Source organism: Paenibacillus massiliensis 2301065 = DSM 16942, from assembly GCF_000377505.1.
Taxonomy (GTDB): Bacteria; Bacillota; Bacilli; order Paenibacillales; family Paenibacillaceae; genus Paenibacillus; species Paenibacillus massiliensis.
This window is the reverse complement of record NZ_KB898189.1, coordinates 143,429-161,182: the sequence shown is the minus strand read 5'-3', so window position 1 is coordinate 161,182 and position 17,754 is coordinate 143,429. Positions and strand designations below refer to the sequence as shown.

At 52.3% G+C, this 17,754-nt stretch carries 8 protein-coding genes; all 8 read left to right on the top strand.

Translation table 11 applies throughout. From position 1 onward, the window contains the following. The first annotated feature begins 164 nt into the window (after positions 1–164). The 8 genes from D328_RS0111645 to D328_RS0111610 all read left to right on the top strand — a co-directional run bounded on the left by D328_RS0111645 (position 165) and on the right by D328_RS0111610 (position 17,683). The gene (locus tag D328_RS0111645) at positions 165–1,634 is read left to right on the top strand and encodes an ABC transporter substrate-binding protein (RefSeq protein WP_018885188.1); all 1,470 of its coding nucleotides are present in this window, start codon (positions 165–167) and stop codon (positions 1,632–1,634) included. Positions 1,635–1,725: 91 nt separating this feature from the next. Further along, on the top strand, positions 1,726–2,655 hold the full coding sequence (locus D328_RS0111640; protein WP_018885187.1) for an ABC transporter permease: 930 nt from the start codon (positions 1,726–1,728) through the stop codon (positions 2,653–2,655). Between the two features lie 27 nt (positions 2,656–2,682). Further along, positions 2,683–3,600: a carbohydrate ABC transporter permease gene (locus D328_RS0111635; protein ID WP_018885186.1), complete on the top strand. Its 918-nt coding sequence runs from the start codon at positions 2,683–2,685 to the stop codon at positions 3,598–3,600. Between the two features lie 141 nt (positions 3,601–3,741). Further along, complete coding sequence (locus D328_RS0111630; RefSeq protein WP_018885185.1) at positions 3,742–6,057, top strand: glycoside hydrolase family 3 N-terminal domain-containing protein; 2,316 nt, start codon at positions 3,742–3,744, stop codon at positions 6,055–6,057. A 4-nt stretch (positions 6,058–6,061) separates the two neighbouring features. After that, positions 6,062–9,652, top strand: coding sequence for an alpha-mannosidase (locus D328_RS31525; protein WP_018885184.1), 3,591 nt, complete (start codon positions 6,062–6,064; stop codon positions 9,650–9,652). Between the two features lie 492 nt (positions 9,653–10,144). After that, positions 10,145–11,464 (top strand): glycoside hydrolase family 125 protein, encoded by a 1,320-nt coding sequence (locus D328_RS0111620; protein WP_018885183.1) that lies wholly within the window; start codon positions 10,145–10,147, stop codon positions 11,462–11,464. Beyond that, on the top strand, positions 11,461–14,808 hold the full coding sequence (locus D328_RS0111615) for a beta-galactosidase (protein ID WP_018885182.1): 3,348 nt from the start codon (positions 11,461–11,463) through the stop codon (positions 14,806–14,808). The genes D328_RS0111620 and D328_RS0111615 overlap by 4 nt, the downstream gene beginning before the upstream one ends. Beyond that, positions 14,795–17,683: an alpha-mannosidase gene (locus tag D328_RS0111610; RefSeq protein WP_018885181.1), complete on the top strand. Its 2,889-nt coding sequence runs from the start codon at positions 14,795–14,797 to the stop codon at positions 17,681–17,683. The genes D328_RS0111615 and D328_RS0111610 overlap by 14 nt, the downstream gene beginning before the upstream one ends. Positions 17,684–17,754 lie beyond the last annotated feature (71 nt).

The following is a 17,754-nucleotide window of genomic DNA, read 5'->3' as shown; positions in this document are numbered from 1 at the left end:
GTTAGATCCATGTCAGCCTTGCAGAACTTCTCTTTAATTTGTACCCCGATTTATTAAGTTTGTCTTCTATATGAAACGGCTTTCATTCGCTACAGTTAAAGGAGTAGGGGTTAGCGTGGTCGGCCCCATCAAGCAGATATTTTCAAAAGGGAGGGTCCTATCCAATGACCAAGAGAAGAAGACGATTGTCCTTCATACTGGGGTCTTTAATGTCGCTCGTACTTGTCCTGACCGCTTGTGGTGGTGCTGGAAGCACGGAGGAGGGCTCGAAGGGTGAGAAGCCTGTCGAGCTGATCTGGTATACCATCGGTACTCCTCAAAAGGACGTAGACAAAGTCATGGAGGAAGTCAGCAAATACACAATGGATAAAATCAATGCCACCGTTACCATGAAGATGGTCGATTGGGGTGACTATCCTCAGAAGATGCAGGTGAATGTAGCCTCTGGCGAGCCGATGGACATTCTGTTCACCGCTTCTGGTGGATTTGATTATGTGCAGAATGCTCGCAAGGGTGCGTTCCTGGAATTGGATGAGCTACTGGCGCAATACGGCAAGGAGCTCACGCAGGCTGTGGACCCTGCATTCCTGAGTGGCTCCAAGGTGGATGGTCACAATTATGGCATCCCTGCCAACAAGGAGCTGCCGCAGCAAGAGGTGTGGCGCTTCAACAAGACGCTGCTGGATAAATACAATCTGGATTTCTCTAATGTTCGTACCCTGGATAGTCTGGAGCCTTTGCTCAAGGTCATCAAGGAGAATGAACCGACCGTTACCGCGTTCTCCATGGATAAGCAATATGTGCCATATGTGCCGTATGACTATATTATCCAGAACCTGCCGATGGCGGTAAAGCTGGATACCAAGGACTACAAGATCGTTAACATCCTTGAGACGGATGAAATGAAGCAAGCGCTTCGTACGATGCACAAATACTATAAAGCGGGCTATGTATCTCCTGAAGCAGCCACAACCGGCTCGACTAATGATCTGACCACCTCAGGGAACTGGTTCCTTGACCGGGCTCAGACACAGCCGATGGCGGATAACCTCTGGTCTGCAAGCTATGGCTATCCAGTTGTATCCACACCGGCCAGTGATGCCATTATTACCAATACGTCTGTGCAAGGCTCCATTATGGCGATCTCCGCCAATTCCGAATATCCGGAGAAGGCGATGGAGTTCCTGAATCTGCTAAATACCGATCCTGTGCTTCGTAACATGGTCGATTCGGGGATTGAAGGGGTTCATTATCAAATGATTGATGATACGCATATGAAAAATCTGGCGGAATCCAAAAATTACGACATGCCATCCTATTCACTTGGCAATAACATGCTCTTGAACCTGAATGCCAATGATCCAGACGACAAATGGGAGCAGTTCAAGAAATTCAATGCCGAGGGTGTCAACTCACCGATCTTGAGCTTTAACTTTGATGCCAGCAAGGTGTCGACCGAGCTCGCGGCTGTGCAGAATGTCAAAGAGCAATACTGGGCGGCCCTGATGACAGGCACACTGAATCCTGATGAGCATCTGGAAAAGGTAGTCGAGAAATTTAACGAGGCAGGTCTTGAGAAAGTAATGGCGGAGGCACAGGTCCAACTGGAGGCCTGGGCAGCTGGGAACCAGTAAGTCATGAAATCGGCGAGGCGATATTCAAGGATCGGGCAGTCAGATGTACTCCCGGTCCTTTTATATAGCTCTAGCGCAGGAGGGATAGCGAATGACCACATTTTTCAAGAACATATTCAAAAACAGAGTCATGTTGTTCATGGTGCTACCCGGTGCCATTTGGTTCTTCTTTTTCTCGTATCTGCCCCTGGTGGGCACCGTCGCTGCCTTCAAGAAATACCGCTTCAGCCGTGAGGGCTTCTGGGCTAGCCTGTCCAAGAGTGAGTGGGTAGGCTGGGATAACTTCAAATTCATATTCAATAATAACGATGCATTCCTGATTACGCGCAATACACTGCTGTACAACCTGACTATCATAGCTCTGGGTCTGGTCTTTGCCGTGGCTCTGGCGATTCTGCTATCTGAGTTGGTCAACAAGCGGCTGGCGAAGCTCTACCAGACAGGGATGTTCCTGCCCTATTTTTTGTCCTGGGTTATCGTGGGGTACTTCGTGTTCAGCTTTCTGAGCATGGACCGCGGGATGCTGAATCAGCTTCTGACCTGGCTCGGTTTTGAGCCGATCTCATGGTATGCGGAGTCTGGATATTGGCCGTACATTCTCGTGTTCGTGGCTCTCTGGAAGAGTATCGGGTATAACAGCATCGTCTATCTGGCGTCCATAATGGGCATCGACCGTTCCTTGTATGAAGCGGCGATGATTGACGGGGCAAGCAAATGGCAGCAGATTCGCAACGTTACCATCCCTCTGCTGTCCCCCATCATTATCATTATGACGCTGCTGGCTGTGGGGCGGATTTTTTATGCCGATTTTGGGCTGTTTTATCAGGTTCCAAGGGACTCGGGCACGCTGTATGCGGCTACGAACGTAATTGATACCTATGTATATCGGGGCTTGAAGACGACCGGAGAGATTGGCATGAGTACTGCAGCCGGGCTGTATCAGTCTGTAGTGGGCTTTGTGCTCGTCATGATCTCCAACTATGTTGTTCGCAGAGTCGATAAGGACAGCAGTCTGTTCTAAGTACTAGATGAGGAGGAGGGATTCAGGTTGGCACAGACGGCAACTAGAAAAAGGGACTTCCATCATATATCCCGGGGATGGAACATCATATTGAACATCATCGCTGGCGGCTTTGCTTTTATATGCGTATTTCCATTTATATTTGTAGTCATCATTTCGCTTACGGACGAGAAGGCTCTGGCCCGGGACGGTTATCGGCTGATTCCAGCCGAGTGGAGCTGGGCTGCCTATGAATTCGTATGGCAGAGCGGGGATACGCTGCTGCGTGCTTATGGAGTGACCATTCTGGTGACGGTGCTGGGCACGATCATCAGTCTGATCCTGATGTCGCTCTATGCCTATGCCATATCACGCAAGAGCTTCCGCTATAGAAGATTCTTCTCAATCTTTGCCATTCTGACAATGCTGTTCAATGGTGGAATGATTCCCACCTATATGGTCGTATCTCAGCTGCTTGGTCTGAAGGATACGCTGTGGGCGCTGATTCTTCCGCTTGCGATGAATGCTTTTTATATTATGATTCTGCGAACCTTCTACGCGACAAGTGTTCCAGATGCGATTATCGAATCCGGGAAGATCGACGGAGCCGGGGAATTCTATATTTTCCTGAAGCTCGTAGTTCCGCTATCCTTGCCGGGTCTGGCTACGATTGGTCTGTTCAGCACATTGGGCTATTGGAATGACTGGTTCAATGCCTTGCTGTACATTGACAACCCCAAGCTGGTACCTCTGCAATCCATGCTGATGCGGATCGAATCCAGCATTCAGTTCCTCCAGCAGAATTCGTCCAGCAGTGCCATGAGCATGGCAGCACTGCAGTCGATCCCGCAGGACACCTCACGGATGGCGATGGTCGTGCTGGCTACGCTGCCGATTATTTTTGCGTACCCGTTCTTCCAGCGTTATTTTGTGCAGGGTCTAACAGTCGGAGCGGTAAAGGAATAGCTGGTTGCATTCAAGGTTCATGAATAGCTGATTGTGTTCGGTGGATAGTAGGCTGGGTTCAGGACGGGTCGGCTGTGATCTAGGAATAGATTCGAGTGAAGTAAGCATAGATTCGAGTGAAGCAGGGAGGGAAGAGAAGCAATGATGATTTATATGGACAAGGCGAGACCCATTGCAGAACGGACAGAGCATCTGCTCAGCCTGATGACACAGGAAGAGAAGGTCGGACAGCTGGTGCAGCCCTTTGGCTGGCAGGTCTATGAACACAGCAAGGGAAGCGTTGCATTAACGGAGGCCTTCAAGGAGCAGATCCAACAGGGCGGTGTAGGTTCGCTGTATGGCGTGCTGCGGGCTGATCCCTGGACCGGGGTCACGCTGGAGACAGGCCTGAGTGCCCGGGCTGGAGCCGAGGTGGTCAATCACATCCAGCGTTACGCTATTGAGCATTCCAGACTAGGCATTCCCTTACTGATTGGTGAGGAATGTTCGCATGGGCATATGGCGATTGACGGGACTGTATTTCCGGTGCCGCTTGCTCTGGGGAGTACCTGGAATGTAGCGTTGTATCACGAGATGTGCCGGGCCGTGGCCCGAGAGACCCGGGCACAGGGAGGAGCAGTGACCTATTCACCAGTGTTGGACGTGGTACGGGATCCGCGCTGGGGCCGAACAGAGGAATGCTTCGGTGAGGATGCATATCTCATCGGCGAATTCGCTGTGGCTGCTGTACATGGACTGCAGGGCGAGCGTCTGGACCAGGAGGATAGTGTGGCGGCTACGCTGAAGCATTTTGTCGGCTATGGTAGCTCTGAAGGGGGACGGAATGCGGGCCCGGTCCATATGGGCTGGAGGGAGCTGCTGGAGGTGGATCTCCATCCGTTCCAGAAAGCGGTTGAGGCTGGAGCCTGCTCGGTGATGCCTGCCTATAACGAAATTGACGGTATCCCATGCACAGTACATACGGAGCTGCTGGAAGGGGTGCTGCGCAGGGATTGGGGCTTTGACGGGCTGGTTATTACCGACTGCGGAGCTATTAATATGCTGACTGATGGGCACGATGTGGCAGAGCATGAACTGGATGCGGCGTTGCAGGCGATTCAAGCCGGAATCGATATGGAAATGTCGGGCGAAATGTTCGGGAAGTACCTTTTGCAGGCTCTTGCTGAGGGCAAGCTTGCTGCAGAGGTGCTGGATCAGGCGGTACGGCGTGTGCTTAAGCTGAAGTTCGCCTTGGGGCTGTTCGAGCATCCTTATGTTGACCCGGACCGTGCGGAGAAGATCATCGGAACCGATGAACATATTCGACTCGCGCGTCAACTGGCTGCAGAGGGGATCGTGTTGCTCAAGAATGTGGATGAGACGCTTCCACTATCCAGCTCATCTGCTCGAATAGCTGTTATCGGGCCTAATGCAGATCATGGCTATAACCAGCTGGGAGACTATACTTCACCACAGCCTCACTCCAGGGTAGCCACGGTATTGGACGGCATCCGCAGTATGCTGGGTGATGAGCAGGACAGAGTGCTCTATGCTCCAGGCTGTCGGATCAAAGGGGATGACCGCTCCGGCTTTGAGCATGCAGTTGGGGTAGCAGCCCAGGCAGATACGGTAGTAATGGTTATGGGGGGCTCCAGTGCACGGGATTTTGGCGAGGGGACTATTGATTTGCGTACCGGGGCATCCAAGATATCGGATAGCTCATGGAACGATATGGATTGCGGTGAGGGCATTGACCGCATGACCTTGGGATTATCAGGCGTGCAATTGGAGCTAATGCAAGAGATTCATCGTCTCGGTAAGAAGATGGTTGTGGTCTATATTAATGGACGACCCATTGCCGAGCCATGGGTTGATGAACACGCGCATGCTGTCGTAGAGGCATGGTATCCGGGGCAGGAGGGTGGACATGCGATTGCAGACATTTTATTCGGAGTCGTGAATCCTTCCGGTCGGTTAACGGTTTCCATTCCCAAGCATGTCGGGCAGCTTCCGGTCTACTACAACGGTAAGCGATCACGGGGCAAGCGATATCTGGAGGAAGATCTGAAGCCTCAGTACCCGTTCGGTTACGGTCTCAGCTATACCAGCTTCCATTACAGTGAGCCGATGTTAAGTGCTGCTGTTATGACAATGGAGGAGGTTACTGCTGGAGGATATGTCAGCTTGAGCGTGGAGGTGACCAATACTGGAACGCGTTCTGGAGCTGAAGTCGTACAGCTCTACATATCGGATGTGGTCAGCTCTGTGACACGACCAGACAAGGAACTGAAGGGCTTCTTCAAGATTATGCTCGATCCCGGCGAGTCGCGAACGGTTACGTTCGAGATCGGTGCCGAGCAGCTGCAATATATCGGACGTAATCTCAAGCCTGTCACCGAGCCAGGGCAATTCAGCCTGCTTGTCGGCAGGCACGTGAACGATACTCAGACGGTTGATTTATGGATACAGGAGGGATGAGCTGATGGAGAGAATGACACGCTTCATTCGTGAGCTGTCAGAGTGGCAGTGGCTGGAGCAGCAGGAGCTGACAGGCTGGGATATTACCAGAGCTTACTATAATGTACCAGGCGATTATAGGGAGATGGAGCCCTATCCAGAGGGATTGGATCTGCAGCGTTATCCGAGCGAGTATGGCACGACCTATTTTTTAAAAATGAGGTTGGAGGTTCCCGCGGCTTGGCAATCATCGCCATTTGGCATGGTGTTTGAGTCGGGTGGAGAAGGATTGCTACGGGTGAACGGACGCTCCTATCAAGGTCTCGATCGCAATCATACCTATGTGACGATCGACCCTCGTCTGATGGGTATATCGCTGGAGCTAGAGATTGAGCTGTTCGACCCTGTTCCTGAGCCTGTAGATCCGTTGAATCAGCAGGCGGTCATTCAGCCGCCGATTACTTCGATCCGCAGCCTGCTGGTCAGACCCAATGAGGCAGCAAGGAGCCTGATGTATACCGTTACGGTTATACGAGATTCGGCTGTATTACTCCATGAAGGAGATTTTCGTCAGGTGCGCTTGCTGGAGTGTTTGCAGGTTGCCATGGACGCATTTGTGAATCTGGATGAGCAGGATATCCACGAGGGCATGGCCCTGTCGCAGATCGAAGAGCGGCTGGTTCAGCAGGTACGCTCCATCGGTGGGAATGCCGAAGGACTGGAGCATATGATCGGACAATCGCATATCGATATCGCCTGGCTGTGGCCCGTGCGGGAGACGGTACGCAAGACGAGTCGTACCTTCTCTACAGTGGATGCCTTAATGAACGAGTACCCTGGCTACAAGTATGCTCAGAGTCAACCGCAGTTGTATGCATTCCTGAAGGAGCATGATCCTGAGCTATATTCACGCGTGAAGCAAAGAATCGCCGAGGGACGTTGGGAATTGGTGGGCGGTATGTGGGTGGAGCCTGACCTGAATATTCCGAGCGGTGAATCCCTGATGCGGCAGATGCTGTATGGTCAGCGCTTCTATCAGGAGGAATTCGGCTTGACCTCACGCATCGAGTGGCTGCCGGACACGTTCGGCTACTGTGCTTCACTGCCACAGATTCTGAAGCACGGCAAGATGGATTACTTCATGACCACCAAGCTCGGCTGGAATGATACGAATGAGTTCCCATACAGTCTGTTCCATTGGGTAGGCATCGACGGCACGGCCATCTTGTCCTATCACAATCATGGGGTCAACGAGAATACACTCCCGAAAGACATTCATGATCATTGGCAGGCTTATCGGGAGAAAGCAGCCCATCCTGAGCAAATGCTGCTCTACGGACATGGTGATGGGGGCGGCGGTGTGACACGCGAAATGCTGGAATATATCGGGCGTGCCGAGCTGATGGTCGGTCAGCCTGCGAGTCGCTACAGCACAGCTGCGGAATTTTTTGAGGGAATTGAACGGCGGCAGCCCAGACTTCCAAAGTGGCATGGTGATTTGTATCTGGAGCTGCACCGGGGGACCTACACTACGCATGGGCGCAACAAGCGGAGCAATCGCAAGGCGGAGGTGCTCTATCGGGAAGCAGACCTATGGAACGCCATTGCCGGCTCGGGTATGGAGCAGCGTCAGCGGACGGATGTCTTGGGCATGCTGCATGAAGGCTGGAAGCTGATTTTGCTGAATCAATTTCATGATATTATTCCAGGCACCGCCATTACGGAATCTTACGAGACGTCGGATAAGGAATATGAGCAGGTATTCAGACTAGGGAAGCAGGCTTTGCATGCAGGATTGGGGTCGCTTGCTACAGCTATTCATGCGGGGCACGCGGATGTTGTGCATGCAGAACCTAGTGAAGAAAAGGATCTGCATCCTTTAGGGTGCAACGATTCTTATGTCGTCTTCAACAGTCTGGGCTGGAGTCGTAATGCGGTTGTTCATCTAACATTTGGTGCTCAGGCGGGGACGGTAACAGAAGGCAACGAGTATGTACATGAGGTAGCAGCCGGGAATGAAGAAGGGAAAAAGCGCGGCGGCGGAAATGAGAATGGGAACGCGAACGACAACGTGAATGAGAACGTGAATGAGAACGTGAATGAGAAAGGAAATAGAAGTGGGAATAGAAATGAACAAGACCCCGTTGGACAGGAGCTACCTCCGACAGGGCAATGGATCGTAAGTGACAATCAGGGCAATCGCCTGAAGACGGATCTGGAGGACGGCGGCATCTCCGTGCTCATACCGGATATTCCTGCCTTCGGGTACAAGACGATTCGTCTGCAGGCTGTGACTAAGGCAGCAGCTTCAGAGCCGGAGTGCCGTGCTCAGCAGTCACTGGAGCAGGACTGTTGTGAGCAGCAGTTACTAGGAAAGAGTTTCGATACAGCATCTGATCGTGCATTCGCCCCTACCTCCGCGCTTGCTTCCGGTTTTACATTCGAGCCAGACAGCGACCGCATTTCTGACCGTACATTCAGTTGTACATCAGAGTATAAACAGGGTCATGCAGTGGCCCACCTTGCAACAGATTGTACATCGGGCTGTACATCAGAGCATACACCGGGATTTTCTTGGGACACAGCCTGGTATAAGGTGAGCTTCAATGATCGGGGAGAAATGACCCGTCTATTCGATAAAAAGGCCAGTCGAGAGGTACTGAAATCCGGCGAACGGGGAAATCGGTTCTATTTCTTCCATGACCGCCCGCCTCTCTGGGATGCCTGGGATATTGACCCACGATATGAGGAACAGAGCGCAGGTGAGGTTGAATTGCTGGAATCGCGGCTGTTGTTAGCCGGTGCGACGAAGGATATACTGCATTTTCGCTGGCGTCTGCATCAGTCCGAGATTACACAAGACATCATTTTCTATCACCATGATCGTCGCATTGACTTCAAGACGCATGTGAGCTGGAGAGAGTCGCATAAGCTGCTGAAGGTAGGTTTCCCTATTGATGTCGTGACGGAAAAGGCCACCTATGAAATCCCCTTCGGCAGTCTGGAGCGACCGACGCACCGCAACACGAGCTGGGATCAGGCCCGATTCGAGGTGTGCGGACATCGATTCGTGGATGTATCCGAACATGGTTATGGCGTGAGTCTGCTGAATGATTGCAAATACGGCTATGATGTGCAGGGAAGCACGATTCGTCTGTCGCTACTTCGTGCGCCTACATGGCCAGACAAGATAGCGGATCAAGGGGAGCATGACTTCACCTATTCCCTGTACCCGCATGAGGGCGACTGGCGCAGTGCCCATACGGTGCGTCGGGCAGCGGAGTTAAATACCGAAGCCTCTGTGTATGCATTGGAGCACAAGGAACCCCAAACAGCATCACCAGTAGTCAGTAGTACGGGGTCATACCTTTCCTACAACGGTGAGTATGTTGTGCTGGATACGATCAAGAGTGCTGAAGGAGGGCAGGGGACGATCCTGCGCTTTTACGAATCCTCAGGCAAGCGTGAGCGCATCACGCTACAGTGGCCTTATCCTTGCGAGCAGGTCTATCTCTCCAATGCACTGGAGGAGATGGGAGAATCGCTCGCTATGCAGGATGGCCGAATTGAGCTGAGCTTTGCCCCTTATGAGATTAAGACGGTGCTTATCCGCTGAATAATTACTTCTATATAAGCTGAACAGTGAAAAGTTCATCAACCCTAAGAAGCTAGTAAATCAGCGTGAATATCAGTCAGTTTCTGCTTGCTGCGAATAATTTGAGTTACGGATAAATGCGGCTTTCGGGCAAACTGGACGAAAATCGTGCGACGCAAAACGCCGACACGGTCGCCTCCGAGGCTATGCCACCGGATGGCGTGCACAAATAGCTTGAGAACAGGCCCCAGGTGCTTGCCGGGTCATGAAGAGCCAGCAAAGACCGTAGCGGATTGAAAGTCGGCAGCGCGCGTCGTGAACAGCTCTTCTTCATCTCAATGAGTGCTTGCCATGCGTCGATGTAGCGGAGGGTCGGAATAAACCTCCGAACCCGTAGCGGCTCCTCGTAAGAACACTCAAGTACTTATTTCAAGGTTGAGTCATTTTTTCGACAAGAACTTTTGACTGTCCAGAACTTATATATACAAGATGAAAAGGAGTGCAGCCTTAGATATGGAACAATTCCGATTGCCACGCATACCGCTGCCGACGCTGGAGCTTCCTCAGGCTGTTCAGCAGGTGCTGGAGGAAGCAGAGCAGAAGCTGAAGTACAGACCGAAGCTGCTACAATTATTTAAAAATTGCTTCCCCAATACATTGGAGACGACCACCAAGCTGATGGAGGATGGCACGACCTTCGTCATTACCGGGGATATTCCCGCCTCCTGGTTAAGGGACTCCGTGGAGCAGGTGATTCATTATCTGCCTTTGGCCAAGGATGATCCGGGCCTGCAGCGTATCATTGGCGGCCTGATCAAACGGCACATTCACTATCTTCATATCGATCCTTATGCCAATGCATTTAATGAAACAGCAAATGATTGGCACTGGAATGCAACGGACGAGACTGATATGTCTCCATGGGTATGGGAACGCAAATTCGAGCTGGATTCCCCTTGCTTCGTGATTCGTCTGGCTTATCTTTATTGGAAGGAAACAGAGTTGACGAATATTTTCGATGCCAGCTTCAAGTCCGCCCTCCACAGCATTGTAGAGCTGTTCAAGACGGAGCAGCATCACACGGAGCGATCCCCTTATCGCTTCATCCGTAACAACGGCATCCAGGCGGATTCCCTGCGAAATCATGGACTGGGCATGCCGGTGAATTATACCGGAATGATCTGGTCAGGTTTTCGCTCCAGTGACGATGCCTGTGACTTTCACTTCAATATTCCGGGCAATATGTTCGCGGTCGTAGCCTTGCGTCAGATGCAGGAGTTCGCCGAATGGGTGTTCCGTGATCTGGAGCTGCTGCGTGAGCTCAAGACGCTGGAGGAAGAGGTGGAGCATGGGATACAGCTCTACGGTATTTATCGGCATCCTGAATTTGGCCCGATCTATGCCTATGAGACAGATGGATTCGGCAACTACTGTCTGATGGACGATGCGGGAACGCCGGGACTGTTATCCATCCCTTATCTGGGCTATACGACAGCGGATAATGAAATTTATCAAAACACCAGACGCTTTGCGCTTAGTAAGGATAATCCTTACTACTATGAAGGCAAGGTAGCCAAAGGTCTTGGAAGCCCGCATACACCCCCGGACTATATCTGGCATATGGGCTTATCCATGCAGGGGCTGACAGCGCAGTCTGCGGAGGAAGTCTTGGAGATGATTCGCCTACTGGAGGCTACAGATGGTGGCACAGGCTATATGCACGAAGGTTTTCACGCAGATGATCCCTCCACCTTCACGCGCAAATGGTTCGCCTGGTCCAACAGCCTGTTCTCTCAACTGGTCTATAAAGCAATGAAGGAAGAGCTGTTATGAACAGCGCAAGTATGTCGCCAAGACGTATCGTAATCTTCTGTGATCCTGAATTTCCGGTGATGTCGGTGCTGCCTGACTTGAATCTGTGGGCACAAGTTGAAGAGCAACATGGGTATCGTGGACTTCATGGTCATCATGAAGGAGATGAACATGATGATCGTGATGAGGATGACGAGCAGTATGAGCATGATGGGGAACGTATACATGATGAGCATGCTAAGGATCGTGAGCATCATGAGCAAAATGAACTGCGGATCATTGCAGCTGCGGAGCTGGCGCAGGTCCTGGAAGAGATGACGGCTGATGATTGCTTTGTCAATCTGCATGCTCCTTATTTTCCTAAATCAGCCTGGACAGCGATCGCAGCCTATCTGCGCAGAGGAGGGAATTGGCTCAATGTTGGCGGGGCTCCTTTCAAGCACCCGGTCCGGCAGGAGGGAGAGCAGTGGATCATTGAGGCGGAGCAAACGGCCTATCATCAGGAGTTATACATTCATGAGACGTTAAAGGTATCCACCTCCAAGGTTGCGACGATGTCCGCCTCCAAGGATATTCCTCTGCTTGCCGGACAGGAGGAGCTGCTGGAACTTACAGATACCTGGAATCTGGTGCCGCACACGACGAGAAGCAGTGATTTGCCTCACCAGATGGGCTCAGCTGGACCCATGAGCACTCATATCCACCCACTGCTGACTGGAGTGAGCGAGGATGGACGATCGCTCGCTGCAATGGCCGTGCTGTGGGAGCATTCACGGGGAATCTTCACAGGCTCACGCTGGATGTTCGTGCATGTTCCACTGACTGCTTCCTTTTGGGAGAAAGGAGGGGCCGTGGCGCTGCTGGAATGGGCATCGTTCTGTGCAAATGGCGTTACGGAGCTTTCGCTTAAGCCGAATTACGCTTCCTACGAGCTTGAGGAACGAGTTGTACTGATGCTACAGACACAGATTTTGCAGCGGGGCCGTAGACGGTATGGTGAGGCGGAAGTCTGGACCTTAGACCTGCAAATTGAACGTGAATCCCGCCTTGCGCAGGACACAATAGGACAGGAAGTCGCAGGATTGGTATGGGAGCATCAGCTTCAGGTGGAGGTAGGTGGTGAGCAGTGCTTCGAACGTGTGCCCCTGCCTTTTGCCATCCAAAACGGATTGTATCGTATTCATTGTCTTGCACAGGGACCACACGGTGAGCAGCGTATACTCCATCAAGGCTTCTGGGGGCATGATGCTGAGCTGCTGGCTGCAGGAGAGAGCATCGGATGTGGTCGGGATTATTTTATAAAGGATCATCGTTCCATGCCTGTCGTAGGCATGACCTATATGTCTTCGGATGTGGCCCGGAAATATCTGTTCTTGCCCAATGCAGCTGTGTGGGACCGCGATATGGCACAGATGGCGCGCGCCGGAATCAACTGGATTCGGACGGGAATATGGACAGCGTACCGCAATATCATGCAGGTCGATGGCCATGCCTCCGAGGAGGTGCTGCGAGCGATTGACAGCTTCCTGTTGACGGCCAAGCGCCATGGGCTACAGGTTACGTTTACCTTTTTCTCCTTTACACCGGAATTATGGGAAGGAGTCAATCCTTATCTGGACCCGCAAAGTGTAGAGGCACAGAAGCGCTTCATCCGCAGTATTGTGAGTCGTCATCGCCAGACTACGAATGTGGACTGGGATTTGATTAATGAGCCATCGCTGTTCGATCCGGTGCGTATCTTCTCGGATGGGCCGCGTTCGGTAGGGGATTCCTTGGAGCAGGAAGCCTTCGTTGCCTGGCTGCAGCAGCGGCATGGCGAGATCGAGACGCTGCAGGAGGCATGGAATATATCCCCGCAGCAGCTGCCGGATTTTGCGGCGGCTGCCATCCCGGAGCCGGAGGAGATTAATTTCGATGTGCAGGACATGCACAAGGCCAAAAAAGGCACGAGATGGCTAGATTACTGCCTCTTCTCGATGGACATGCACAATCGGTGGGCACGACAGCTTGTGGAGGTCATCAAGGATTTGTGCCCGGATCATTCTGTCACGGTGGGGCAGGATGAGGCGCTCGGGGCGCAGCGGCCATCGCCTTTCTTTTATCAGCAGGAAGTGGACTATACGACGGTGCATTCCTGGTGGTTGAATGATGATCTGTTGTGGGACAGCATTTTTGCCAAGACACCAGACAAGCCATGTCTCGTGCAGGAGACAGGAATCATGTATGTTGAGACGCCAGACGGGCGCGCCAAGCGTACAGAGGAAGAGCTATATCATCTGCTGGAGCGCAAATACGCATATGCCTTTGCCGCAGGAGGAGCCGGGGCTGTGCAGTGGATATGGAACACGAACTTCTATATGGACAATGCCAATGAATCGCATATCGGGGCCTTGCGCGCAGATGGCACGGAGAAGCCGGAGGCAGCCGTATCCTATGATTTTGGACGCTTCATGCAGTCCATTACTCATATGTTCACGGACCGTGAGCCAGAGGACATCGCTGTCGTATTCCCGTATTCCAATGATTTTTCCAACCGAGCTATGGCCTATGAGGCGACGACGCGCTTAACCCGTGTCATGTCGTATGAGCTTAAGCTTCCGCTGCGCGGGGCATCGGAATATCACCTGGATTCCTTGCAGGCAAAGCCGCCGAAGCTGATCATGGTGCCTAGCCCGCATAATCTGGATAGTCTTGCTCTGGAGCAGCTTCTGAAGCTGGTGCAGGATGAAGGCAGTCATTTGCTGGTGACGGGCCCGCTTGGTCTGGATGCCTATTGGCGCGGGACGGAGCGTGCGGATTTCCTGTTGGGTGAGCGCGGGCTGAGCAATGTTCAGCGAGAAGAGGTACTGGAGATTCAAGGCAGGCTGCATCGCTTGACTTATGGACGTCGGCGTATTGCAGAGGTGGTGAAGGAAGTAAGAAGCTCTGAGTCCAGTTACGATCAGCCTTCTGCAATGGTGCAGGTTCCTCTGGGGAAGGGGAGCGTGCTCTGGAGTCCGCTGCCTGTCGAGCTGAATGGCCGGGATGAGCCGCTGGCTGCGCTGTATCGTTATGCAACAGAGATCGCAGGCATCCATAGTGATCTGACATGGCTTGCTGGAGGTGATTGTGCTGGCGTATACGGCCGGAAGCTAGCATTTGCGAAAGGGAGCCTGTATGTCTTTGTCTCGGAATATGCGGTGTCTACGCCAGTGCATGTCCGTGATACGGCTACTGGTCTGTCCTATGAATTTGTCCTAGAGAGCAGTCGATCTGTCCTGTTCGCGACGGATGCGGACGGACAATTACTGGCGGTATACCGTCCAGAAGAGGTTGAGATCATACAACATGAGGCAGAGGTGAGACAGGGACATGGGCGAGGCTAAGAGGGCACATATCATTTCGCATACACATTGGGATCGGGAGTGGTACCTTCCGTATGAGAAGCACCACATGCGCCTGATCAGCCTGATGGATTCACTTCTGGATCGTCTGGATGAGGGAACGGATTTCCAAAGCTTCTATCTGGATGGCCAGACCATTATTATCGAGGATTATCTTCAGGTGCGACCGGATCAGCAAGAGCGTCTGCAGAGGCATATTCGAGATGGTCGAATTGTTATCGGCCCTTGGTATATATTGCAGGATGCATTTCTGACGAGCGGTGAAGCGAACGTGCGCAATATGCAGGTGGGGCACATGGAAGCAAGGCGCTATGGAACACCGTCCAAGATCGGCTATTTTCCCGATACTTTTGGATTGGTAGGACAGACTCCGCAGCTCATGCGGCAAGCGGGTATTAATAATGTGTTCTTTGGGCGGGGAGTGAAGCCTACAGGCTTCAACAATAAGGTAGCAGATGGAGGCTATGAGTCGAACTTCTCGGAGCTGCAGTGGGAAGGACCGGATGGGTCGCAGGTGCTCGGTGTGTTGTTTGCCAACTGGTATTCCAATGGCAATGAGATTCCGGTGGATGTGGAAGCGGCACGTGAGTATTGGACACGCAAGCTGTCTGATGCCGAGAAGTACGCATCGACCCCGGAGCTGCTGTATATGAATGGCTGCGATCATCAGCCAATACAGCTGGATTTGCCCGAGGCGATTTGTACAGCGCAGCAACAGTTTCCAGAAATAGAGTTCGTTCATTCAAGCCTGGAGGATTATCTCGTCGCTGTGCGACAGTCCTTGCCCCCTGATTTATCCAAGGTCAGAGGCGAGCTGCGCAGTCAGCGCACAGATGGCTGGGGCACACTTGTGAATACGGCATCATCCCGAATCTACCTGAAGCAGATGAACCAGAGAGGGCAAGCATTACTGGAGAAAGTGGCAGAACCGCTGGCCTCGCTCGCTCACTTGCTGGGGCGCCCCTTCCCACATGATCGTTTGACCTATGCCTGGAAGGCGTTGATGCAGAATCATCCGCATGACAGCATTTGCGGTTGCAGCGTGGATGAGGTGCATCGCGAGATGGTTACCCGCTTCGAGAAAAGTCGCCATGTGGCCGAGACGATAATCGCAGACAGTGCGCGTCGAATTGCGAGTGAGGTAGATACGACGATATTCGAACAGTGGGGGAACGATGCGTGTCCTTTCGTAGTATGGAATACCTCAGGATGGGAACGTAGCGGCGTGATCCGTGTTGAGCTCGATGTGGGACGTTTGTATTTCCGGGAAGGTCTGGCGCTGGAGGAGATCACCCGTCGTATGAATGAGCTGGATATATATGGACGTATTTTGGTGGATCGTGCAGGGAAGGAGATAGCTTGCACAGTAGAGGACTTGGGGCTGCAATTCGGTTATGATCTGCCGGATGATCAGTTCCGCCAGCCGTACAGCTGTCGTCGCGTCAGTATTACCTTTGAAGCGGAGGATGTAGGGGCGCTTGGTCATCGAACATTTGCATGGGTGCGTGCTCAGCAGGTTGGAAGCAAGCAGACGAGGCAAGCCCAGCATGCCACTGGAGCCATCCAAGACAAGTACGCCAATGAAAAAGGTCAGGGAGAAGACTCTGTTTCACTGCTCAGCGGTCCACGTGGGATGGAAAATGAGTGGTTGAAGGTGGATATTGTGGATAACGGCTCACTTGTGGTCACGGATAAGCAGAGTGGGCGCAGCTACAGGGACCTTGGCGTGTATGAGGATGTCGGAGATGTAGGCAATGAATATATGTTCAAGCAGCCGGATGGAACGGAGCCTCTGACTACGAGAGAGCTTCATGCTGAGGTGCGAGTGCTGGAGGATACTCCCTATAGAGCAGCCTATGAAATCATCCATTACTGGGAGGTTCCTGCCTCGGCAGATGAGGTGCTGGAACGGGAGCAGCGAGAGCTGATCTATTATCCGCAGCGGATCTCGCAGCGCTCGTGTCATATGGCACAGCTGCATATACGTACCGTAGTCTCTCTGAGCCGCCACGGCAGAGGAGTGGTAGTAGAGGCAGGCTTCCATAATAAGTCAAAAGATCACCGTCTGCGGATGTTATTTCCGACGGATATCTCTGCTACGACACATCAGGTAGATTCCATGTTCGAGGTAGTTATTCGTGATAATCAGCCTGCACTTGAGTGGGAAAATCCAAGCAACGCACAGCATCAGCAGGCCTTTGTGTCCGTAAACGATCCGCATGCAGGATTAACGGTGGCCAATCTGGGGCTTCATGAGTACGAGGTATTACAGGATGGGCGCAATACGATAGCCGTAACGTTGCTGCGCGCTGTCGGTGAGCTCGGTGATTGGGGATTATTCCCGACACCAGAAGCACAATGTCTTGGTGAGCATACGGTGAGATTGGAGCTGATTCCGCATCGTGGAGATGTCGTTGCCTCTGAAGCATATCAGGAGGCATATCAATTTCAGATTCCATGGACGACAGAGCAAACGGGGATTCATAGAGGTGCTCTGGCTCCGGACTCAGCAGCCTTTACCTGGAATGGAACCGGATTAGTATTCTCTTCACTTAAGGCGGCTCCAGGCTCGGATGATCTTATGTTGCGTTGGTACAGCCTGAACGGCGAGCAGTGCAAGCTGAACTGTAAAGCGGAGGCTTCTTTTACAAGTGAGCAGCTTTGCTTCGATTCGGCGTATTTCAGTAATATATTGGAGGAACGACTGGGCGATGATCAGCAGCAGGGTATCATTCCTGACCATGCGTCGCTTACTTCAATTGGCCGCGGCTGGTCCATGAATGTCAAACCATACGAAATCATTACGCTAGGTATTCCCCTCAATAAGCTACTTAAGGCACAGGATGGGGCTGGATAGCAGCCTACGCAATAAAGACGCCTCTGATTCCAGACATGCGCTGGGTGAAGAGGCGTCTTTGGCGTTAGGTG

Excerpts from the sequence above, each read along its gene's own strand:
- D328_RS0111640 (WP_018885187.1), top strand. The coding sequence starts at position 1,726 with ATGACCACATTTTTCAAGAACATATTCAAAAACAGAGTCATGTTGTTC.
- D328_RS0111630 (WP_018885185.1), top strand. The coding sequence starts at position 3,742 with ATGATGATTTATATGGACAAGGCGAGACCCATTGCAGAACGGACAGAG.
- D328_RS0111645 (WP_018885188.1), top strand. The coding sequence starts at position 165 with ATGACCAAGAGAAGAAGACGATTGTCCTTCATACTGGGGTCTTTAATG.
- D328_RS0111610 (WP_018885181.1), top strand. The coding sequence starts at position 14,795 with ATGGGCGAGGCTAAGAGGGCACATATCATTTCGCATACACATTGGGAT.
- D328_RS0111615 (WP_018885182.1), top strand. The coding sequence starts at position 11,461 with ATGAACAGCGCAAGTATGTCGCCAAGACGTATCGTAATCTTCTGTGAT.
- D328_RS31525 (WP_018885184.1), top strand. The coding sequence starts at position 6,062 with ATGGAGAGAATGACACGCTTCATTCGTGAGCTGTCAGAGTGGCAGTGG.
- D328_RS0111620 (WP_018885183.1), top strand. The coding sequence starts at position 10,145 with ATGGAACAATTCCGATTGCCACGCATACCGCTGCCGACGCTGGAGCTT.